The sequence below is a fragment of the Erwinia psidii genome (genome assembly GCF_003846135.1).
Taxonomy (GTDB): domain Bacteria; phylum Pseudomonadota; class Gammaproteobacteria; order Enterobacterales; family Enterobacteriaceae; genus Erwinia; species Erwinia psidii.
The window spans coordinates 71,126-89,276 of record NZ_RHHM01000017.1 but is presented as its reverse complement, the minus strand read 5'-3'; the positions used below and the strand labels follow the sequence as shown (position 1 = coordinate 89,276).

At 51.7% G+C, this 18,151-nt stretch carries 18 protein-coding genes; 6 read left to right on the top strand and 12 right to left on the bottom strand.

All coding sequences use genetic code 11. The features are described from left to right. Positions 1-20: 20 nt before the first annotated feature. From tatD to udp, 9 genes are all read right to left on the bottom strand, one after another. Entirely contained in the window at positions 21-815 is a 795-nt protein-coding gene (gene tatD / locus EB241_RS18365; protein WP_124234538.1) for a 3'-5' ssDNA/RNA exonuclease TatD, read from the bottom strand. A gap of 78 nt (positions 816-893) precedes the next feature. Continuing rightward, positions 894-1,652: a Sec-independent protein translocase subunit TatC gene (gene tatC / locus EB241_RS18360; RefSeq protein WP_124234537.1), complete on the bottom strand. Its 759-nt coding sequence runs from the start codon at positions 1,650-1,652 to the stop codon at positions 894-896. Positions 1,653-1,654: 2 nt separating this feature from the next. After that, positions 1,655-2,296 (bottom strand): Sec-independent protein translocase protein TatB, encoded by a 642-nt coding sequence (gene tatB, locus EB241_RS18355; protein ID WP_124234536.1) that lies wholly within the window; start codon positions 2,294-2,296, stop codon positions 1,655-1,657. Positions 2,297-2,299: 3 nt separating this feature from the next. Then, on the bottom strand, positions 2,300-2,545 hold the full coding sequence (gene tatA, locus EB241_RS18350; RefSeq protein ID WP_124234535.1) for a Sec-independent protein translocase subunit TatA: 246 nt from the start codon (positions 2,543-2,545) through the stop codon (positions 2,300-2,302). Positions 2,546-2,660: 115 nt separating this feature from the next. Then, positions 2,661-4,301 (bottom strand): ubiquinone biosynthesis regulatory protein kinase UbiB, encoded by a 1,641-nt coding sequence (gene ubiB / locus EB241_RS18345; protein ID WP_124234534.1) that lies wholly within the window; start codon positions 4,299-4,301, stop codon positions 2,661-2,663. Further along, positions 4,298-4,903: a ubiquinone biosynthesis protein UbiJ gene (gene ubiJ / locus EB241_RS18340; protein WP_124234533.1), complete on the bottom strand. Its 606-nt coding sequence runs from the start codon at positions 4,901-4,903 to the stop codon at positions 4,298-4,300. Before ubiJ ends, ubiB begins: the two co-directional genes overlap by 4 nt. Before the next feature lie 12 nt (positions 4,904-4,915). Next, positions 4,916-5,671, bottom strand: a complete 756-nt coding sequence (ubiE, locus tag EB241_RS18335) for a bifunctional demethylmenaquinone methyltransferase/2-methoxy-6-polyprenyl-1,4-benzoquinol methylase UbiE (RefSeq protein ID WP_124234532.1) — start codon at positions 5,669-5,671, stop codon at positions 4,916-4,918. Positions 5,672-5,778: 107 nt separating this feature from the next. Further along, a complete protein-coding gene (gene rmuC / locus EB241_RS18330; protein ID WP_124234531.1) occupies positions 5,779-7,287 on the bottom strand; it encodes a DNA recombination protein RmuC in 1,509 nt (502 codons plus the stop codon). A 72-nt stretch (positions 7,288-7,359) separates the two neighbouring features. After that, entirely contained in the window at positions 7,360-8,121 is a 762-nt protein-coding gene (gene udp, locus EB241_RS18325) for a uridine phosphorylase (RefSeq protein WP_124234530.1), read from the bottom strand. Positions 8,122-8,393: 272 nt separating this feature from the next. Between udp and EB241_RS18320 the strand changes: the two genes are divergently transcribed. Next, positions 8,394-9,221, top strand: coding sequence for a dienelactone hydrolase family protein (locus EB241_RS18320; RefSeq protein ID WP_124234529.1), 828 nt, complete (start codon positions 8,394-8,396; stop codon positions 9,219-9,221). Between the two features lie 45 nt (positions 9,222-9,266). Here the strand turns inward: EB241_RS18320 and metE are convergent, their stop codons facing one another. After that, positions 9,267-11,537 (bottom strand): 5-methyltetrahydropteroyltriglutamate--homocysteine S-methyltransferase, encoded by a 2,271-nt coding sequence (gene metE, locus EB241_RS18315; protein WP_124234528.1) that lies wholly within the window; start codon positions 11,535-11,537, stop codon positions 9,267-9,269. 135 nt (positions 11,538-11,672) lie between these two features. On the opposite strand from metE, the gene metR reads away from it, so the two are divergent. From metR to EB241_RS18300, 3 genes are all read left to right on the top strand, one after another. Continuing rightward, positions 11,673-12,611 carry an HTH-type transcriptional regulator MetR gene (metR, locus tag EB241_RS18310; protein ID WP_124234527.1) on the top strand — a complete coding sequence of 313 codons (939 nt, stop codon included), beginning with the start codon at positions 11,673-11,675 and terminating at the stop codon, positions 12,609-12,611. A 97-nt stretch (positions 12,612-12,708) separates the two neighbouring features. Then, the gene (locus tag EB241_RS18305; RefSeq protein WP_124234526.1) at positions 12,709-13,188 is read left to right on the top strand and encodes a YehS family protein; all 480 of its coding nucleotides are present in this window, start codon (positions 12,709-12,711) and stop codon (positions 13,186-13,188) included. 165 nt (positions 13,189-13,353) lie between these two features. Next, positions 13,354-13,602, top strand: a complete 249-nt coding sequence (locus EB241_RS18300; protein ID WP_124234525.1) for a hypothetical protein — start codon at positions 13,354-13,356, stop codon at positions 13,600-13,602. A 49-nt stretch (positions 13,603-13,651) separates the two neighbouring features. On the opposite strand, the gene EB241_RS18295 is transcribed toward EB241_RS18300, so the two are convergent. Next, positions 13,652-14,506, bottom strand: coding sequence for a carboxylate/amino acid/amine transporter (locus EB241_RS18295; RefSeq protein ID WP_124234524.1), 855 nt, complete (start codon positions 14,504-14,506; stop codon positions 13,652-13,654). Positions 14,507-14,897: 391 nt separating this feature from the next. Here EB241_RS18295 and glpT point away from each other — a divergent pair, with 391 nt between their 5' ends. Together glpT and glpQ are read left to right on the top strand one after the other, a co-directional pair. Next, complete coding sequence (gene glpT, locus EB241_RS18290) at positions 14,898-16,244, top strand: glycerol-3-phosphate transporter (RefSeq protein ID WP_124234523.1); 1,347 nt, start codon at positions 14,898-14,900, stop codon at positions 16,242-16,244. Continuing rightward, complete coding sequence (gene glpQ / locus EB241_RS18285) at positions 16,237-17,280, top strand: glycerophosphodiester phosphodiesterase (RefSeq protein ID WP_124234522.1); 1,044 nt, start codon at positions 16,237-16,239, stop codon at positions 17,278-17,280. The genes glpT and glpQ overlap by 8 nt, the downstream gene beginning before the upstream one ends. A gap of 42 nt (positions 17,281-17,322) precedes the next feature. Here the strand turns inward: glpQ and yigL are convergent, their stop codons facing one another. Continuing rightward, the gene (gene yigL / locus EB241_RS18280; protein WP_124234521.1) at positions 17,323-18,123 is read right to left on the bottom strand and encodes a sugar/pyridoxal phosphate phosphatase YigL; all 801 of its coding nucleotides are present in this window, start codon (positions 18,121-18,123) and stop codon (positions 17,323-17,325) included. Positions 18,124-18,151 lie beyond the last annotated feature (28 nt).

Genomic DNA, 18,151 nt, shown 5'->3' with positions numbered 1-18,151 from the left:
ATGTTACCTCCTGGAAACGGTTATTCAGGCTGGTTATTCAGCCTGAACAGCGCCCTTGCGTTTTGCTCACTCTGACGCCCCACGGCAGTAGCCTCTTCTCCCCGTAACCCAGCCACCTGCTCAACGATATGCGGCAGAAAACAAGGCTCATTACGGCGGGAAGCAGGACGGGGACGCAGGTCGCGCGGTATCAGATAAGGTGCATCCGTTTCCAGCAGCAGACGGTTTGCCGGAATAAGTGGCACCAGTTCACGCAATGCCTGCCCGCGACGTTCATCACATATCCAGCCGGTAATGCCAATCGACAAACCAACAGCAAGACAGGCCTCCAGCTCATCCTTCGTGCCGGTAAAACAGTGAAGCACTGCCCCACTCAGCTTTGGCAACCATGGGGTGAGAATCGCCATGAAACGATCATGAGCCTCGCGGCAGTGGAGAAACACAGGCAGCCCCAGTTCAGCCGCCAACTCCAGCTGTGCATTAAAGGCGTAGGCTTGCTGATCGGGTTCTGAGCCATTGCGGTTGAAGTCCAGTCCACATTCGCCAATCGCCACAACCTCAGGGCTTTCGGCAAGACGCCGGAGGGTGGAGAGGGTTTCTGCAGACCATTCACTGGCGTGATGAGGGTGCACACCGGCAGTCGACCAACAATATCCCGGACTGCGAGCCGCGAGATGTTGCGCCTGCTGGCTTCCGAGCGCGTTAGTGCCGGTGATCAGCAAACCTGCCACGCCCACATCTCTTGCACGTTTCACGACCCGATCGCGATCCTGCGCAAATTGCGTACTGGTGAGATTAACCCCAATATCAAACATAACGAGTTCCAGGCAGTAACCGCCCTGATGGGCGGTTATTTCATTTCAACGGAACGCAAGGCACACCACGGTGCATCGCTATTCTGTTGCAGATTCTTCTTTTCCACTGTCTTCGCGTCCTTTGCCAACATAGAAACGGGAGAAATAGACGCCCACTTCAAAAAGGCAGTACATCGGAATGGCCAACAACGTCTGGGAGAACACATCCGGGGGCGTCAATAGCATGCCCACCACGAAGGCACCCACCAACACATAAGGACGCTTCTTCTTCAGCGCTTCCGGGCTGGTCACCCCGCTCCAGCATAGCAACACGATGGCAACCGGGACCTCAAAGGAAACACCAAAAGCCATAAACAGCGTCATAACAAAATCGAGATACTTGTTAATGTCAGTCGCTATCTGGACACCCTGAGGTGCGGTTTTGGCAAAGAATCCGAAGGCTAACGGAAAAACAACAAAATAGGCGAAAGCCATCCCCAGATAGAATAGGAAAGAACTGGAAAACAGCAGCGGCATCACCAGCCTGCGCTCATGGCGATAGAGGGCTGGCGCGACAAATGCCCAAATCTGATGCAGGATCACCGGCACCGCAAGAAACACCGACACGATCATCGTCAGTTTGACCGGCGTGAAGAACGGTGAAGCAACATCCGTCGCAATCATACTGGCACCCGCAGGCATCTGACTGATTAAAGGGGCTGCAATAAGGTGATAAATATCATTGGAGAAGTAAGCCAGACACAGGAAAATAGCCACAACGGCAATAATGCAGTTGAGCAGACGCTTACGCAGTTCAATCAAATGACCGATCAGCGGTTGAGTATCTTCAACAGCCATGTTTAACGTTGCTCCCCCGGTTGAGTAGTTGAAGCCGGAGCACGGCTGGAAAGAATCGATGTCGCGGTACTCTCTGTCGTAGCCGTGGCAGTTAATGCAGGTTTTTCAACTGAAGGACTGGCAGCCTGCGAGACATGAACGATGGGTTCAGCGGCAACGGCAGTCTCTGAGTCCAGGCCCTGCGGGCTGACTGCCCTGGAAGAAACATCACTCCCCAGCGCCTCCGTCGCGCCGGGTGCCTGGATCGGAGCGCTGGCCTGATGCCCCGCTGCCGCCGGCGTGGCGCCTGCGGGATTTTTCACCAACGGATTGTGGATTGTATGAGCTTCGTCATCGGCCTTTTCATTTTCGCCCAGATAGGTGCGTTTCATTGACTCTGCCGACTGCTTCAGTTCTTCAACAGAGGCTTTCAGCTCTGGCGTAAGACTGTTTTTACTTGCCTCTTCCACTTTCCTCAGACTTTCCTGCAACTCCTGTAGCTTGAGTTCCTGGGCCAGTTCATTCTGCACATTTGCCGCCAGTGAGCGCATCGCACGGATCCAGCCCACAACGGTTCTGACTGCCACGGGCAGACGCTGGGGACCCAGTACGACCAGGCCAATAACAAACACCAGCAGCAGTTCACTAAAGCCTATGTCAAACACGGTTTATACCTTGTCGTTTTTGACGTTTTCTTTCTTTGCCTCTGTCGGCTGCTGTTCAGCCAGCCGGGCATTGAAATCAGCATCGTTGGCGTGATCTTTTTCCTTTTCGTCTTCCTCACTCATGGCCTTTTTAAAGCCTTTAATCGAAGAACCGAGATCGGAGCCCAACGACCGTAACTTATTCGTACCAAAAAGAAGAACCACAATGACGGCAATAATTAACAATTGCCAGATACTGATACCGCCCATTTTTTACCTCCGATAATCAGTTGCTATACCCGTTTTGTGCCCTGTACAACTTACACTACGCTGGCGATGAAAAAAGGTGCGTCAGTGAGTGTTTGACGATCATGTACTTTTACTGTCACTCAGCCGTTTTACGCCAGCCAACCAGCCACGTTACCAGCCCGGCGGCGATCATTGCCGCAGAAATCAAGTCCCATTGTGGCCGGGTCAAAAGAATAGCCGTGCCGCTCAGCAACAGCGTTGCTCCTGTACCAAACAGATACCGCGACTGATGTTGCCGGGCACGCTCCCCTTTCAGGTCGCTGGTCAGCTTATCAATACTGTGCTGCAAGTGTTTATGCTGGCGGAGGCTGCTGTAAAACAACTCTGGTAATTCAGGCAGCTTTTCCGCCCAGAAGGGTGCTTTCTCCTTCAATGCACGCACGATAGCCGGAATACCGACCTGATCCTTGATCCACTCTTCCAGGAAAGGCTTGGCGGTTTTCCACAAATCAAGTTGCGGATATAACTGCCGCCCCACGCCTTCAACATACAACAATGTTTTCTGCAGGAGAACCAGTTGAGGCTGAACTTCCATATTGAAACGCCGCGCTGTATTAAATAAGTTCAGCAACACATGGCCGAAAGAAATTTCCGCCAGCGGTTTTTCGAAAATCGGTTCACACACCGTACGGATTGCGCACTCGAAGTCCTCCACGTTGGTGTCTGGCGGCACCCAGCCAGAATCCACATGCAGTTCTGCCACTTTGAGATAGTCACGATTAAAGAAAGCGATAAAATTCTCAGCAAGATAGCGCTTATCTGCCTTATTCAGGGAGCCCACGATACCGCAATCAATGCCGATGTACTGGGGATCTTCCGGGTGCTCATAGCTGACGAAAATATTGCCGGGATGCATATCCGCATGAAAAAAACTGTCCCGGAAAACCTGGGTGAAAAACACCTGAACGCCACGTTCGGCCAACAATTTCATGTTGACTCCATGCTGCTCAAGCTGCACCACGTCATTGATGGGAATACCATAGATGCGTTCCATCACCAGCATAGTTTCACTGCAATAGTCGGAAAAAATTTCCGGGACGTACAGCATCTTGTTGTTAGCAAAATTGCGCCGGAGCTGAATGGAATTCGCCGCTTCACGCAGCAGGTTAAGCTCATCGATCAGCGTTTTTTCGTAGTCAGCAACAACCTCCTGAGGACGCAGACGACGACCATCGGGCAACAGCCGGGGGATCCAACGCGCCATACGTTTAATCAGTTTCATATCCGCTTTAATCACCGGCAGAATATCCGGGCGGATCACCTTAATGACCACCTCCCGACCATTCTCTTTCAGCGTCGCCGTGTGTACCTGAGCGATAGAAGCAGAAGCCAGCGGCGTGATGACAAAATCATCAAAGTAATTCTCTAAAGCACATCCAAGAGACAGTTCAATCTGCCGTTTGGCCATCACACCATCAAACGGGGCCACACGATCCTGTAGCATCGCCAACCGATCGGCAATGTCAGGTGGAAACAGATCGCGTCGGGTCGACATCATCTGACCGAACTTGATCCATACCGGTCCCAACTGCTCCAGCGCCAACCGTAAACGTTCACCCAGAGGCAGGTTTTTGTGTCGGTTTGGCATCCAGAAAAGACACTTTCGCCACAGTCTGAGAGGCAATGTCAGCCGTGTTTTCGGGATCAGTTCGTCGAGGCCGAAGCTGAGAAAAATACGAATAATAAAATAGAGGCGACGCAGTTCTCCGAAGGTCATTTGTCTTCCAGTGCATCAAGTCGTCGTTGTAACGCAGCAAATTTATCGTTCAGTGCGTCCACTTCCCCGGCAAACCAGGCCAGTTCCAGTCCGCCTGGAGCCAGCTGCCACTCTTCGGTCAACGCCTGGCTGAGATAACCCTGCCGGCACTTCAGATTATGGCGAACGAGCCCGATTCCACGCTGGGCAAACTGGCCAATCCCCTGAGCGGCAATATCACCAGTCCAGGGCGCGAGGTATTCGGCCGGATCCAGTTCAGCAAGGTCGATCAGCGCTGAAAACTGCTGAACAACCTGCAAATCTCCTTCAACTTCCAGCTCACCGCTGCGGATCATACTGGTCAACCGTTGGCGATCCCGCAGCCTGGGCAATGTGCTCAGCCGGGTTTTCACCAGACAGTCCGGTGCCTCAGACCATTCACCCAACACATCGACCTGGTTTTCACCAAAGATGAAGATAACCGACTGAGGCAGTTCTGTCAGTTCAATGGCCAGGGTTTTGCCCTTCAAACGTTGACGCGCCGCTTTCAGGCTGCGATCGCGATACAAAACCTGATTAAGTGCTGTTTCCAGCCCCGCAGTTAACAGCGGCATTAAAGTCATGCGTTATCCCGTTTAAAACTTGAAGCCGCGGTGCAGTGCTACGATGCCCCCGGTCAGATTGGAATAAGTGGTATTTTCAAATCCGACATCTGTCATCATCTGCTTCAGCGTCTCCTGATCCGGGTGCATTCGAATTGATTCAGCAAGATAACGATAACTTTGCGCATCTTTCGCCACCAACTCACCGATACGCGGCAGGACATGGAAAGAGTAAGCATCATAGGCTTTGTTCAGCGGAGCCAGCACGGGTTTCGAGAACTCAAGCACCAAAAGCCGCCCACCAGGCTTCAGCACACGGAACATAGAGGCCAGCGCCTTCTCTTTTTCGGTGACGTTCCGTAAACCAAACGCAATAGTAATGCAGTCGAAATAATTATCAGGAAATGGCAATGCTTCGGCATTGGCCTGCACGTAGTTGACGTTGCCAAGAATGCCCTTGTTGCGTAGCTTTTCACGGCCCACTTTCAGCATTGAGCTGTTGATATCAGCGAGCACGACTTCACCCGTATCACCGACAAGACGCGAGAATTTCGCCGTCAGGTCTCCGGTCCCTCCGGCCAGGTCAAGCACACGCTGCCCACGACGAACCCCGCTGGAATCAATAGTAAAACGTTTCCAGATTCGGTGAATACCGAAGGACATCAGGTCGTTCATCAGGTCATATTTGGCCGCAACAGAATGGAAAACATCGGCTACCATGTCGGCCTTTTCGTTTTTTGCCACGGTGCGGTAGCCAAAATGGGTGGTGTCCTTTGATTCATCTGCCATTTGTTTTACCTGCTATGCAATCAAGATACCGCCAAGTGTATCAGAGTCCGGCAGGCCAGGCACGGCCTTGCAATTTATTCATTTACAGATCGCGAAGGGGTGTCGCGTTATTCATTTATCTGCGATGGAGGATTTGATGCGGAGTGGGTGAAATCTTCATTATCTTCGGCCTCTTCTGCTATCGCCTGTTCCACAAGCCGCGGATTGATTGGCCGCTTCACCTCCACACCCAGCTGACGAAAACCCTCAGCCTGCGCAATCATATTTCCACGCCCTTCAGCGAGCTTTTTCATTGCCTGCCGGTAGCTGTCCTGTGCCCGGTCGAGGTTTTGCCCCATCGCTGACATATCATCAACAAACAGCCGCATTTTGTCGTACAGCCTGGCGGCCCGATCGGCAATACGTTGCGCATGACGACTCTGATGCTCGTAACGCCACAGGTTGTTAATCGTGCGCAACGCCACCAGCAGCGTGGTAGGGCTGACCAGCATGATATTCTGGTTAAGCGCCTCACTGATAAGCTCAGGCTGCCGGTCTATAGCCAGTAAGAACGCGGGTTCAACGGGAATAAACATCAACACATAATCCAGAGAGCGTAAACCGGGCAACTGTTGATAATCTTTTCGGCTCAGCAAACGCAGATGACTGCGAACAGAGGCAATATGCTCACCGATCGCCGTCTCCCGCGAGGCATCATCTTCAGCATTAAAATAGCGTTCATAGGCGACCAGCGTCATTTTTGCATCAATAATCACATCCTTGCCCTGCGGGAGGCGCACTATCACATCCGGCTGCATGCGTCCATTTTGCTCCAGCTGAACCGTAACCTGCGTTTCATACTCATGGCCTTCACGCAGACCGGAAGCCTCCAACACCCGGCTGAGCACAATTTCACCCCAGTTGCCCTGTGTTTTATTATCGCCTTTCAGCGCCCTGGTAAGGTTGATCGCTTCCTGAGCCATTTGCGCATTAAGCTGCTGCAGGTTACGGATTTCATGGGACAATGTGTGACGTTCACGCGCTTCCTGGCCAAAGCCTTCCTGCACCTGGCGACGAAACCCTTCCAGTTGCTCACGCAAAGGCGCAATCAATCCGTTCAGGCTTTGTCGGTTTTGTTCATCAACGCGTCGGCCACTGTTTTCAAAAATACGGTTAGCGAGATTTTCAAACTGGGCATTGAGACGCTGCTCACTGTTGGTCAGCAGACGCTGTTTCTCCTCCGCCGCCATACGCGTCTCTTCCAGACGGATGGTGACTTCACGAAGCTCTGCTTCCTGCGCACTGTTGATTTCCAGCTGATGACGCAGTTCACGGGTTAGCTGCCCGGCTTCATTACGCCAGTGATCCAGCTGATGCAGTTTTTCCTGGGCAGCAGAAAGCGAACCGTACAGTTGCCGTAGCTCCAGCTCGTTCTGCTTTTGCCGTTGCTGCTCTTGTTCTACTTGTTGTACCAGGCGATCGCGCTCCTGGTAAAGCTGTTCGCCGGACTGCTCCAACAGTTGTCGTTCTGTTTCCTGTCTGGTCACCAGCTGCTGGCCTCTGAACCAGGCAATCAGCCATCCCACCAGCATCCCAGCCAGGCCAATACAGATACCGTAACTGATTGTTACATCCACGCTATTTTCTCCCGCATCGGTTTATCTACGGGAAAGGTAGAGCGACACTGTATGAATGTCCAGACAAAACCATCAGAGCAGCTTACGGGCCGCGTCAACCACAATACGCACCGCATCACTCTCGGTTTTTTTCATCGTTTCCTCATCAGGGATCTCCTGCTGGGTACGATTAACGATCACCCCGGCGATCATTCCCGCACGTAACCCCTGACTGGCACACATGGTCAGCAAAGTGGCCGATTCCATTTCATAGTTCAGTACGCCCATCTGCTGCCACTCTTTCATTGAGTGCTGGAAGCGGGTGACCACACGGCCAGAAAAAGTGTCGTAGCGCTCCTGTCCCGGATAAAAAGTATCGGAAGACGCAGTGATACCGATGTGGGTGGTGGCCCCCGCCGCCCTGGCGGCTGCCACAAGTGCGGTGGTACAGGTGAAGTCGGCTACGGCAGGAAACTCAAGCGGGGCAAAGTGCTGGCTGGCGCCATCCAGGCGGACAGAGCCAGTGGTTACCAGCACATCCCCGACATTGATATCAGGCTGGATGGCGCCGGTAGTACCTACTCTCAGAAAAGTGCGTATCCCCAGCTGGGCAAGTTCTTCCACGGCAATTGAGGTGGAAGGGCCGCCAATACCGGTCGAGCACACGATAATCGCTTTGCCGTCGATCTCCGCACGCCAGGTGGTAAATTCACGGTGCGAAGCCAGATGAACGGCATTATCCATCAGCGCGGCAATTTTTTTTACTCGTTCAGGATCGCCTGGCACGATTGCCAGGGTCGCGCCATGAAGATCGGCCCGGGTTAATCCCAGGTGAAAAACGTCTGACTGCGCCATTGAAACTCCTGTGGCTCTTAAGATGGCGGATGCGAAGCCGCAGAGTAACGGAAATCTGCTGGCTTAGGTGTGAGAAATATCACTATGCATAATGACAGTTACATAAAATACACTTAGAAAAGTGATTTTTGTCACATTTAAGTCTTATGCTTTCAGCCGCCGCCTCAACCTGTCCGTCCACAGCCGTTTGCGCCAGTGATAAAGATGGGCAGGGAGCCGCGTAATCCTGGCTATAGTTAGCTGATTGCGCTAATTCATGCATGGAGAGAACAATGACAACCGAAGATACTACGACTCAGAAAATGAGTAATAACGGATTCGCTCCCGCCGTATCACCTGTCGCATCAAGCACTATCACCACCGGGAGTGACGCCATTCAGTGTGGAGAAACATCCATCCCCACGCAGGGCGAGAATATGCCCGCTTTTCACGCCAAACCGCGCCATGCTGAAGGCCCACTGCCGGTTATTCTGGTGGTGCAGGAGATTTTCGGCGTACATGAACATATACGCGATATCTGTCGTCGCCTGGCGATGGAAGGCTATCTGGCGATAGCACCGGAGCTTTATTTTCGGCAGGGCGATCCGGCGGCTTACGCCGATATTCCGACACTGCTGAAGGAACTGGTGAGTAAAGTGCCTGATACTCAGGTACTGGCCGATCTGGATCACGTTGCCAACTGGGCGTCGCGCCATGGTGGCGATATGCGCAATATGGCGGTGACCGGTTTCTGTTGGGGTGGCCGCATTACGTGGCTGTACGCCGCACACAATCCACAATTGAAGGCCGGTGTCGCCTGGTATGGCAAACTGGTTGGTGAAAAAACGATGCAGCAACAGAAACAACCGATCGATATTGTTGCCGATCTGAACGCACCGGTTCTGGGTCTGTATGGCGGAAAGGATGAGGGCATTTCGCAGGATTCCGTGGAAAGCATGCGTCAGGCGCTGCAGGCAGCAAACTCAACCGCTGAAATTGTGGTCTACCCCGAAGCAGGGCATGCTTTTAATGCCGACTACCGTCCCAGCTATCATGAAGCGTCCGCTAAAGATGGCTGGCAGCGCATGCTGACGTGGTTTAAACAGCACGGTGTGTATTGATGAGTAAAGGGGCGCCAGCACGCCCCTTAATACCGCACACAGTAATCAGGCTTCAGTTTTACGCAGGTTCTGCGCCGCCTTCACCATATTAGCCAGTGCCTGGCGGGTTTCCGGCCAGCCGCGTGTTTTCAGGCCGCAGTCCGGGTTGACCCACAGACGCTCAACAGGAATTCGCTTCGCGGCTTTCAGCAGTAATGCTTCCATCCACGCCACATCCGGCACGTTAGGTGAGTGAATATCATAAACACCCGGACCAATTTCATTTGGATACTCAAACTGTTCGAATGACTCCAGCAACTCCATATCCGATCTGGACGTTTCAATGGTAATCACATCCGCATCCAGCGCGGCGATGGAATCCATGATGTCATTGAATTCGCAGTAACACATATGCGTGTGGATCTGCGTATCGTCACGAGCCACTGCCGCATTAAGACGGAAAGCATCCACCGCCCACTCCAGATAAGCAGCCCAGTCTGACTGACGCAGCGGCAGACCTTCGCGCAGAGCCGGTTCGTCAATCTGGATAATGCCAATTCCTGCTTTTTCCAGATCGGCCACTTCATCACGCAGCGCCAGCGCAATCTGCTTCGCAATGATTTCGCGAGGTACATCTTCGCGCGGGAAGGACCAGCAGAGGATGGTGACCGGGCCGGTCAGCATCCCTTTTACCGGTCTGTCAGTCAGCGACTGAGCATATTTTGCCCACTCAACGGTAATCGCTTCAGGCCGACTGACGTCACCGATAATCACTGGCGGCTTGACGCAACGGGAACCGTAGCTCTGTACCCAGCCATTCTGCGTAAAGGCGAAACCATCAAGGTTTTCACCAAAATACTCCACCATATCGTTACGTTCTGCTTCGCCATGTACCAGTACATCAAGCCCTAAACGTTCCTGCTCAACAATTGCCTGCCGGATGTGTTCCGCTATACCGGTACGGTAGTTGCTGCCGTCCAGACGCCCCTGTTTAAAGTCCAACCGCAAACCTCGGATCTCTGAGGTCTGAGGGAACGAACCTATTGTCGTGGTAGGCCATGCAGGCAGCTGGAAACGATCACGTTGCGCCTGAGCACGCTCGGTATAGCTGCTGTCGCGCTGGCTGTCTTTGGCTGTAATGCCTGCCAGACGCTTGCCAACGGCTGCGTTATGGACGCGAGTTGAGTCACGACGGGCGCGGATCGGGGCACTCCATGCTGCCAGCGATTGTGGATCGTTATTGTTCAGTGCAGTGCTCAGTAGGGACAGCTCCGTACATTTTTGCAGCGCAAAAGCGAACCAACTTTTAACTTCATCGTCCAGGCGAGTTTCTGTGCTCAGATCGATTGGGCTGTGCAACAGCGAACAGGATGAACCGATCCACAACTGCTGACGCTGGCCAACTAACGGTTGAAGACGCTCAAACCAGCTGCTCAGATCCGCACGCCAGACATTGCGACCATTGATCACCCCAACAGAGAGCAACCAGTCCGCCGGGATTTTGGCATTCAGCATCGCGATATCATCCTTACCGTGGACTAAATCCACATGCAACCCCTGTACCGGTAGCGCACAAACAGTATCGATATTGCTACCAACGCCTTCAAAATAGGTGGTCAGCAGTAGCCTGGTTTTTCCCTGCAATGCCTCGTATGCGGGTTTAAACGCGGCAAGCCATTGCTGAGGCAATTCAAGCACCAGTGCTGGTTCATCGATCTGTACCCACTTAATGCCACGCCTCGCCAGCTCAACCAGCACCTGCTGATAAACCGGTAGAATGTCCTTCAGCAGGCTCAGTCGATCAAATTGCTCGCCTTTTACTTTGCCCAGCCACAGATAAGTTAGCGGGCCAAGCAACACCGGCTTCACTTCATGGCCGAGCGCCAGCGCTTCGTCCACTTCTTCCAGTATTTGTGTCCAGCTCAGTTTAAATTGCTGACCTTTAGTGAACTCTGGCACCATATAATGGTAGTTTGTATTAAACCATTTGGTCATTTCAGCCGCAGCCGCAGGCTCACCCGTCGGCGCACGACCACGGCCCACACGAAATAATGTGTCAAGATCGACCGATCCATCTTTGTTCTGATGGCGGGCCGGTACGTTACCGAGCATCAGGCTGGTTGTCAGGACATGGTCGTACCACGCAAAATCGCCAACTGGCACACTGTCCACGCCGGCCTCTTTCTGTTGCTGCCAGTGGCGAGATCGTAATGCGCGGCCGACAGCGAGTAACTCTTGCTGAGTGCTGTTACCTGCCCAGTAGCTCTCCTGGGCTTTTTTCAGTTCACGTTGCAGGCCAACACGGGGGAAGCCGAGCGTATGGCTAAGAATGGTCATCAGTTCTTTCCTCAGTTACCGCCCGCCATCCTGACTGCCGGGCTTTTAGACGTCCAGATGTTTACACATCTATAATCCGCAGGTACTGTATTGACCACAAGCGCAATTTGTTCATTGTCGATGTGAAGGACTCTCATGATCGAACTTAAACACCTGCGAACGTTGCAGGCACTGCGAAATACCGGATCGCTGGCCGCAGCGGCAGCACAGCTTCATCAGACGCAATCAGCCTTGTCGCATCAGTTCAGCGACCTGGAACAGCGTCTGGGTTTTCGTTTATTTGTCCGCAAAAGCCAGCCGCTGCGGTTTACCCCTCAGGGCGACATTCTGCTGCAACTTGCTGAGCAGGTGCTGCCACAGATTCAGTATGCGCTTCAGGCCTGCCACGAACCGCATCAGACCACGATACGTATCGCTATCGAATGCCACAGCTGCATTCAGTGGCTCACGCCGGCGCTGAATAACTTCCGCCAGAGCTGGCCACAGGTGGTAATGGACTTCAAATCTGGCGTGACCTTCGATCCACAGCCCGCGCTACAACAGGGTGAGCTGGATGTGGTGCTGACCTCCGATATTTTGCCGCGCAGCGGGCTGTTTTATTCGCCAATGTTTGATTTTGAAGTGCGTCTGGTACTGGCTCAGGATCACGCTCTGGCGCAGGTTGAGCATATTTCACCTGAAGATCTGTCAGATGAAGTGCTGATGATTTATCCCGTGCAGCGACAGCGTCTGGATATATGGCGTCATTTCCTGCAACCGGCCGGCATCAGTCCGGCGTTGAAAAGTGTTGATAACACGCTGCTTCTGATCCAGATGGTTTCTGCCGGAATGGGGATCGCGGCACTCCCCCACTGGGTGGTGGAAAGTTTTGAACATCAGGGGCTGGTCGTCACCAAAACGCTGGGCGATGGGCTGTGGAGCCGTTTATACGCAGCCGTCCGCGATGGAGAGCAGCGCCAGCCGGTACTGGAGGCTTTTATCCGTTCCGCCCGCCAGCATGCCTGTGAACATCTGCCAAAGGTCAGGGACGCTTCTCAGCCTGGCGCACTGCCCCCCTGTGCCACACCGCGTTGAGGCCATCGCCAGCGCGACGCTGGCATGTTAACTCTGGTTATGTCGCAATTTGTCTCTATAATGCGCCAGATGCCATCTGTTATCTCAAGAGAGTTTTATGACTAATAATGACGTCCTGCGTAGCGTACGCTACATGCTGGATTTGAATGATGCCCAAATGGTCGCGGTGAGCGCGCTGGCAGAGAGCCAGGTCAGTGAAGCCGAAATGCAGAGCTTCCTGAAGAAAGAGGAAAACGCAGGCTATCGCTCCTGCCCGGATGTGATTATGTGTTACTTCTTAAATGGACTGATTTTTAAGCGCCGTGGTAAAAGTGAAGACGCGCCAGCGCCTTCAATTGAACGCAAGATGACAAAGAATATCATCATGAAGAAACTGCGCGTGGCATTTGATCTGAAAACCACCGATATTATTGAAATACTTAAACTGGCGGATTTCGCGGTGGGGCAATCCGAAATTGGTGCCATTTTCCGCAAGCCGGGCCATAAGAACTATCGTGAATGTGGCGATCAACTATTACGCAATTTTCTTAAAGGATTAACCATGAAATTGCGCCCTCCGGTTAGAAAAAAAATTTAACAGGCGGGCAGCCACAAGGCTGCCCACCATTAAAACACCAAAAAAAAACAATAAATTTCTATTATTCCAATAAAATATAAATCACTAATTATTGACAGGCTAATGTAAGCAGTTGCAATATTATGCACGGAGAATATCTCCGTTATGTCTATAAGGATATAGAAAATGAAAGAATTAAATACCGAAGAAATTATGAATGTCAGTGGTGCAGGTAAAATTCAGGATACTTTCTCAAGCTGGTATGGCACCATTTTTTCTAACCTGTATTCTCTCACCTCCTCTTTCTCCTCTGTTTTTGGTAGCTCTGAGGAAGAAGCAATTTCAAATGGTGAAGAACTCGGTAGCGAAATTGGTGCCAGAATTGAAACCTTCCTCAGTGCCCTGATTGAGCCAATTAATCAGCTCATCAAATAATATTTAAGATATACTACCGGGAAACCTCAATTTCCCGGTGATGACAGCGCTATTTATTTTTAATTATCCAGTTTTTGTGTACCCACAATGAGGCAAATATAACTATCGCTCCAATAATAAAACTCGGCCAGTGCGGTTTCTGCTGCCAGATGGCAAGATTAACTAATAAGCCAGCCGGAACATGCATATTATTCATAATTCCCAGCGTTCCGGCATCAACCTGGGTCGCACCATAGTTCCACATGAAATAGCCTAAACCGGAAGCCACGACGCCAAGCCAGACCAGGATTCCCCACTGGAAAGAGGTGGTTGGCAGTTTATTCGGGTTACCCCACAATAACCAGGCGATTATCGCCACACTGACCGCACCAATATAAAACCAGGAAAAAGCAGTGTGTTGCGGCAGCGGACGTGTTTCCTGCAAACGCTTGTAACCCACCATCCCCACGGCAAAACAGATATTCGCCAGCTGAACCAGCATTAAACCAAACCAGAAGTGATCGCTGACCTTGTCATAGCGAATGATTGCCGCACCCACCACAGCCAGTAACGCACTCAGCACATAACCCAGGCGGACACCACGTCCGCTGAGCAGATCGTAAATCAACGTGATATACAGCGGTGTCATCACGGTGAACAACAATAACTCCGACACGCTCAGATAGAGATAGGCCTGGAAACTGATAAGATACATAATTCCCAGTTGCAACGCGCCCACCGCCATATATAACAGCAGCGTGGAAGTGCGGTAGCCTCGCCAGCGCAGAAAAGGCAAAAATACCACGGCAGCCAGCAGCAGGCGAATCAGAACAGAAAACCAGGTATCTACCTGTCCTGCCAGATATTCGCCAATCAGGCTGAACGAAAAGGCCCACAAAATTGTGGTGACAATCAGTAACGTCACAATAGAAAACTCTGTAATAAAAAGAGCGCACAGTGTAGCCAAATTCGACCAATGACAGGAATTTTTTTGGTTTACATCTGTTCAATAAAGAAACAACAAACGCTCACCGTTCAGAAAAAAGGCTTCACACCGGACGTAAGCCATAGCATCGTCAATGTTTTCAGGGCAAATAAGCGACATGCGCACCATGTCAGCCGGGCAATACCGCCCACGCAAACTTTCTGCCTGTCATAAAAGTGTAACATTTGCGTACTCTTTCACACTCCCCGTTGGCGTTTCCCCTTATTCTTTGCGCGGATTGTAATCTACCGCACTGCCCGCCTGACCATTTAGTTTCAGGACACAACCGCTGGCGTAAATAAAGAAAAAAACTGTGCCATTGGAGGCCGACATGATCAGTATTTTCAAACCTGCACCACATCAACCACAGGTCGATGCTCAACGGGTCGATCCGCTCTACCGAAAGCTTCGCTGGCAAATATTCATGGGCATCTTCTTCGGTTATGCCGCCTACTACCTGGTGCGCAAAAATTTTGCACTGGCGATGCCTTATCTTGTGGAGCAGGGATTCTCACGCGGCGATCTGGGGTTTGCGCTCTCCGGCATCTCAATCGCTTATGGTTTCTCAAAATTTATCATGGGTTCTGTTTCAGACCGTTCCAATCCGCGTGTTTTTCTTCCTGCCGGGCTAATTCTTGCCTCAGTGGTGATGTTATTGATGGGATTTTTCCCATGGGCCACGTCCAGTATCATGGTGATGTTTACATTACTGTTCTTGTGTGGCTGGTTCCAGGGAATGGGCTGGCCTCCCTGTGGCCGAACCATGGTTCACTGGTGGTCAAAAAAGGAGCGTGGCGGCATCGTTTCAGTGTGGAACTGTGCGCATAACGTCGGTGGTGGGATCCCTCCACTGCTGTTTCTGTTGGGAATGGCCTGGTTTAACGACTGGAAAGCCGCATTATATATGCCAGCATTCGCCGCCATCCTGGTCGCCATTCTGGTATTTATGCTAATGCGTGATACGCCGCAATCCTGTGGTCTGCCATCAATCGAAGAATACAAACAGGATTACCCGGCGGATTACAACGCGGAACATGAACAGGAACTGACCACCAGGCAGATTTTTATGCAGTACATTCTGCCGAACAGGCTACTGTGGTATATCGCCGTAGCAAACGTTTTTGTCTACCTGCTGCGTTACGGCATTCTTGACTGGTCACCAACTTACCTGAAGGAAGTAAAACATTTCACCCTGGATAAATCCTCGTGGGCCTGGTTTCTTTATGAATATGCCGGTATTCCCGGCACGCTGTTATGCGGCTGGATGTCAGATAAGGTTTTCCGGGGTAATCGCGGCGCGACCGGCGTGTTTTTTATGTTGCTGGTGACCGCATCGACAGTGGTCTACTGGCTTAACCCTCCGGGCAACCCCGGTATCGATATGGCCTGTATGATCGTGATTGGCTTTTTGATTTATGGCCCGGTGATGTTAATCGGATTGCATGCTCTGGAGCTGGCACCCAAAAAAGCCGCAGGTACCGCAGCGGGTTTTACCGGTTTGTTTGGCTATCTGGGCGGTTCCGTCGCCGCCAGCACCATTGTTGGCTATACGGTAGATTTTTTTGGCTGGGACGGCGGATTTATCATCATGGTCGGCGGCAGCATTCTGGCTGTGCTTCTGCTGTTGCTGGCAATGATGAGCGAAAATAAACGCTCAACGGAGAAAAATCATGCCTGAGAAACTGATACTGAGCCTGCTGCTGATGTTTTCCCTGTGCGCGGCAGCGGAGACGAAGACAGTGATTGCCCATCGTGGCGCGAGCGGCTATTTGCCTGAGCATACCCTGGAGGCAAAAGCAATGGCCTATGCACAGGGGGCCGACTTTCTCGAACAGGATCTGGTGATGACGAAGGATGACGAGCTGGTGGTCCTGCACGATCACTTTCTCGATCGGGTGACCGACGTAGCGGAACGTTATCCCGGTCGGGCGAGAAAAGATGGTCGTTTTTACGCCATTGACTTTACGTTGGCAGAGATTAAAACGCTAAAGTTCACCGAAGGCTTTACCGTGAAAAATGGTCAAAAGATACAGACGTTTCCCGGACGCTTTCCCATGGGGAAATCTGATTTCCGTGTGCATACCTTTGCAGAAGAAATCGAATTTATTCAGGGTTTAAATCACTCCACCGGTAAAAACATTGGCATTTATCCTGAGATTAAGGCGCCGTGGTTCCATCGGCGTGAGGGGAAAGATATTTCAGCAAAGGTGCTTGATGTATTAAAGCGCTATGGCTATACGCGTAAAAGTGACCGGGTTTATCTGCAATGCTTCGACTACAACGAGGTGAAACGGATTAAAATGGAGCTGGAACCACAGCGCGGCATGAACCTGAAGCTGGTGCAGCTAATCGCAAAAACAGACTGGCAGGAAACCCAGCAGCAGCAAAATGGCAAATGGGTCAATTACAGCTATGACTGGATGTTTAAGCCTGGCGCGATGAAAATCCTGTCAGAATATGTTGACGGAATAGGCCCGGATTATCACATGCTGGTGACACCGGAGTCGACCAGAGGCCATATTCATCTGACGGAGATGGCAAAAGAGGCGCATCAAAACGGTCTGGCGGTTCATCCCTATACCGTCCGTGCAGACCAGTTACCGGACTGGGTTGAAAACGTCGACCAACTCTACCAGATTCTCTACCACGACGCTGGCACAGAGGGGTTGTTTACCGACTTCCCGGATAAGGCCGTACATTTTTTGCAACGATAAGCGATCTCCGCCCTGACTGAACCGGGGCGGAAACCACACCATTCAGACGCTGTAAAGCTTACGCAAGTAGGTGGGTACAGCGTTATCCGCATTGCTGCCAATCACTTCAAGCTCTGGTAGTAGATCCTTCAGTCGCTGATGCGCATTGCTCATGATGCAACCTTTACCAACCATATTCAGCATCTCTTTGTCGTTCATTGCATCACCAAAGGCGATGCAATCCTGAAGAGAATAGCCAAGTGACTGCGCAACCGCATCCAGCGCATGCCCTTTGGAGACGCCACCTGCCATCACTTCAAGGCAGGTCGGCAGCGAAAAACTGACATTCACCCGATCGCCCCAGCGGGCAATCAACGCCGCCTCCACAGGAATAAGATGCTCTGCATCACTGCAGGTGAAAAATACCTTACTGATGCCATCGGTCGGCAACAAACCCGGCTCATAAAGTTGATAGTTGAAGTCAGACTCGCAGAAAAAATCCATCTCCTCAGGACGATGGCGGTTCAAAAACCACGCTTCCTCACGATAGACATTGGTAAAAATATCTGGGTTGCTGTAATGCATGGCATAAAGTTCGTGGGCAATATCTTCATCCAGATTGTGGCTGAACACCATTTCTCCGGCAGCGTTGTGCACACGAGCACCGTTGGAGGTGATCATAAAGGCATCAATGCCCATACTGTCACGCATCTGGGCTACATCAACGTAATGACGCCCGGTAGCGAAGATAAAATTTACCCCTTTGCGGGTCATCTGTTGCAGGGTTTCACGGGCAAACGAGGATAAACGGTGGTCGGGGGACAGCAGTGTGCCATCAAGATCGGAAGCAACGATAGGGTACATAAAACCTCTGGTTGTTTTGTAATCAGGG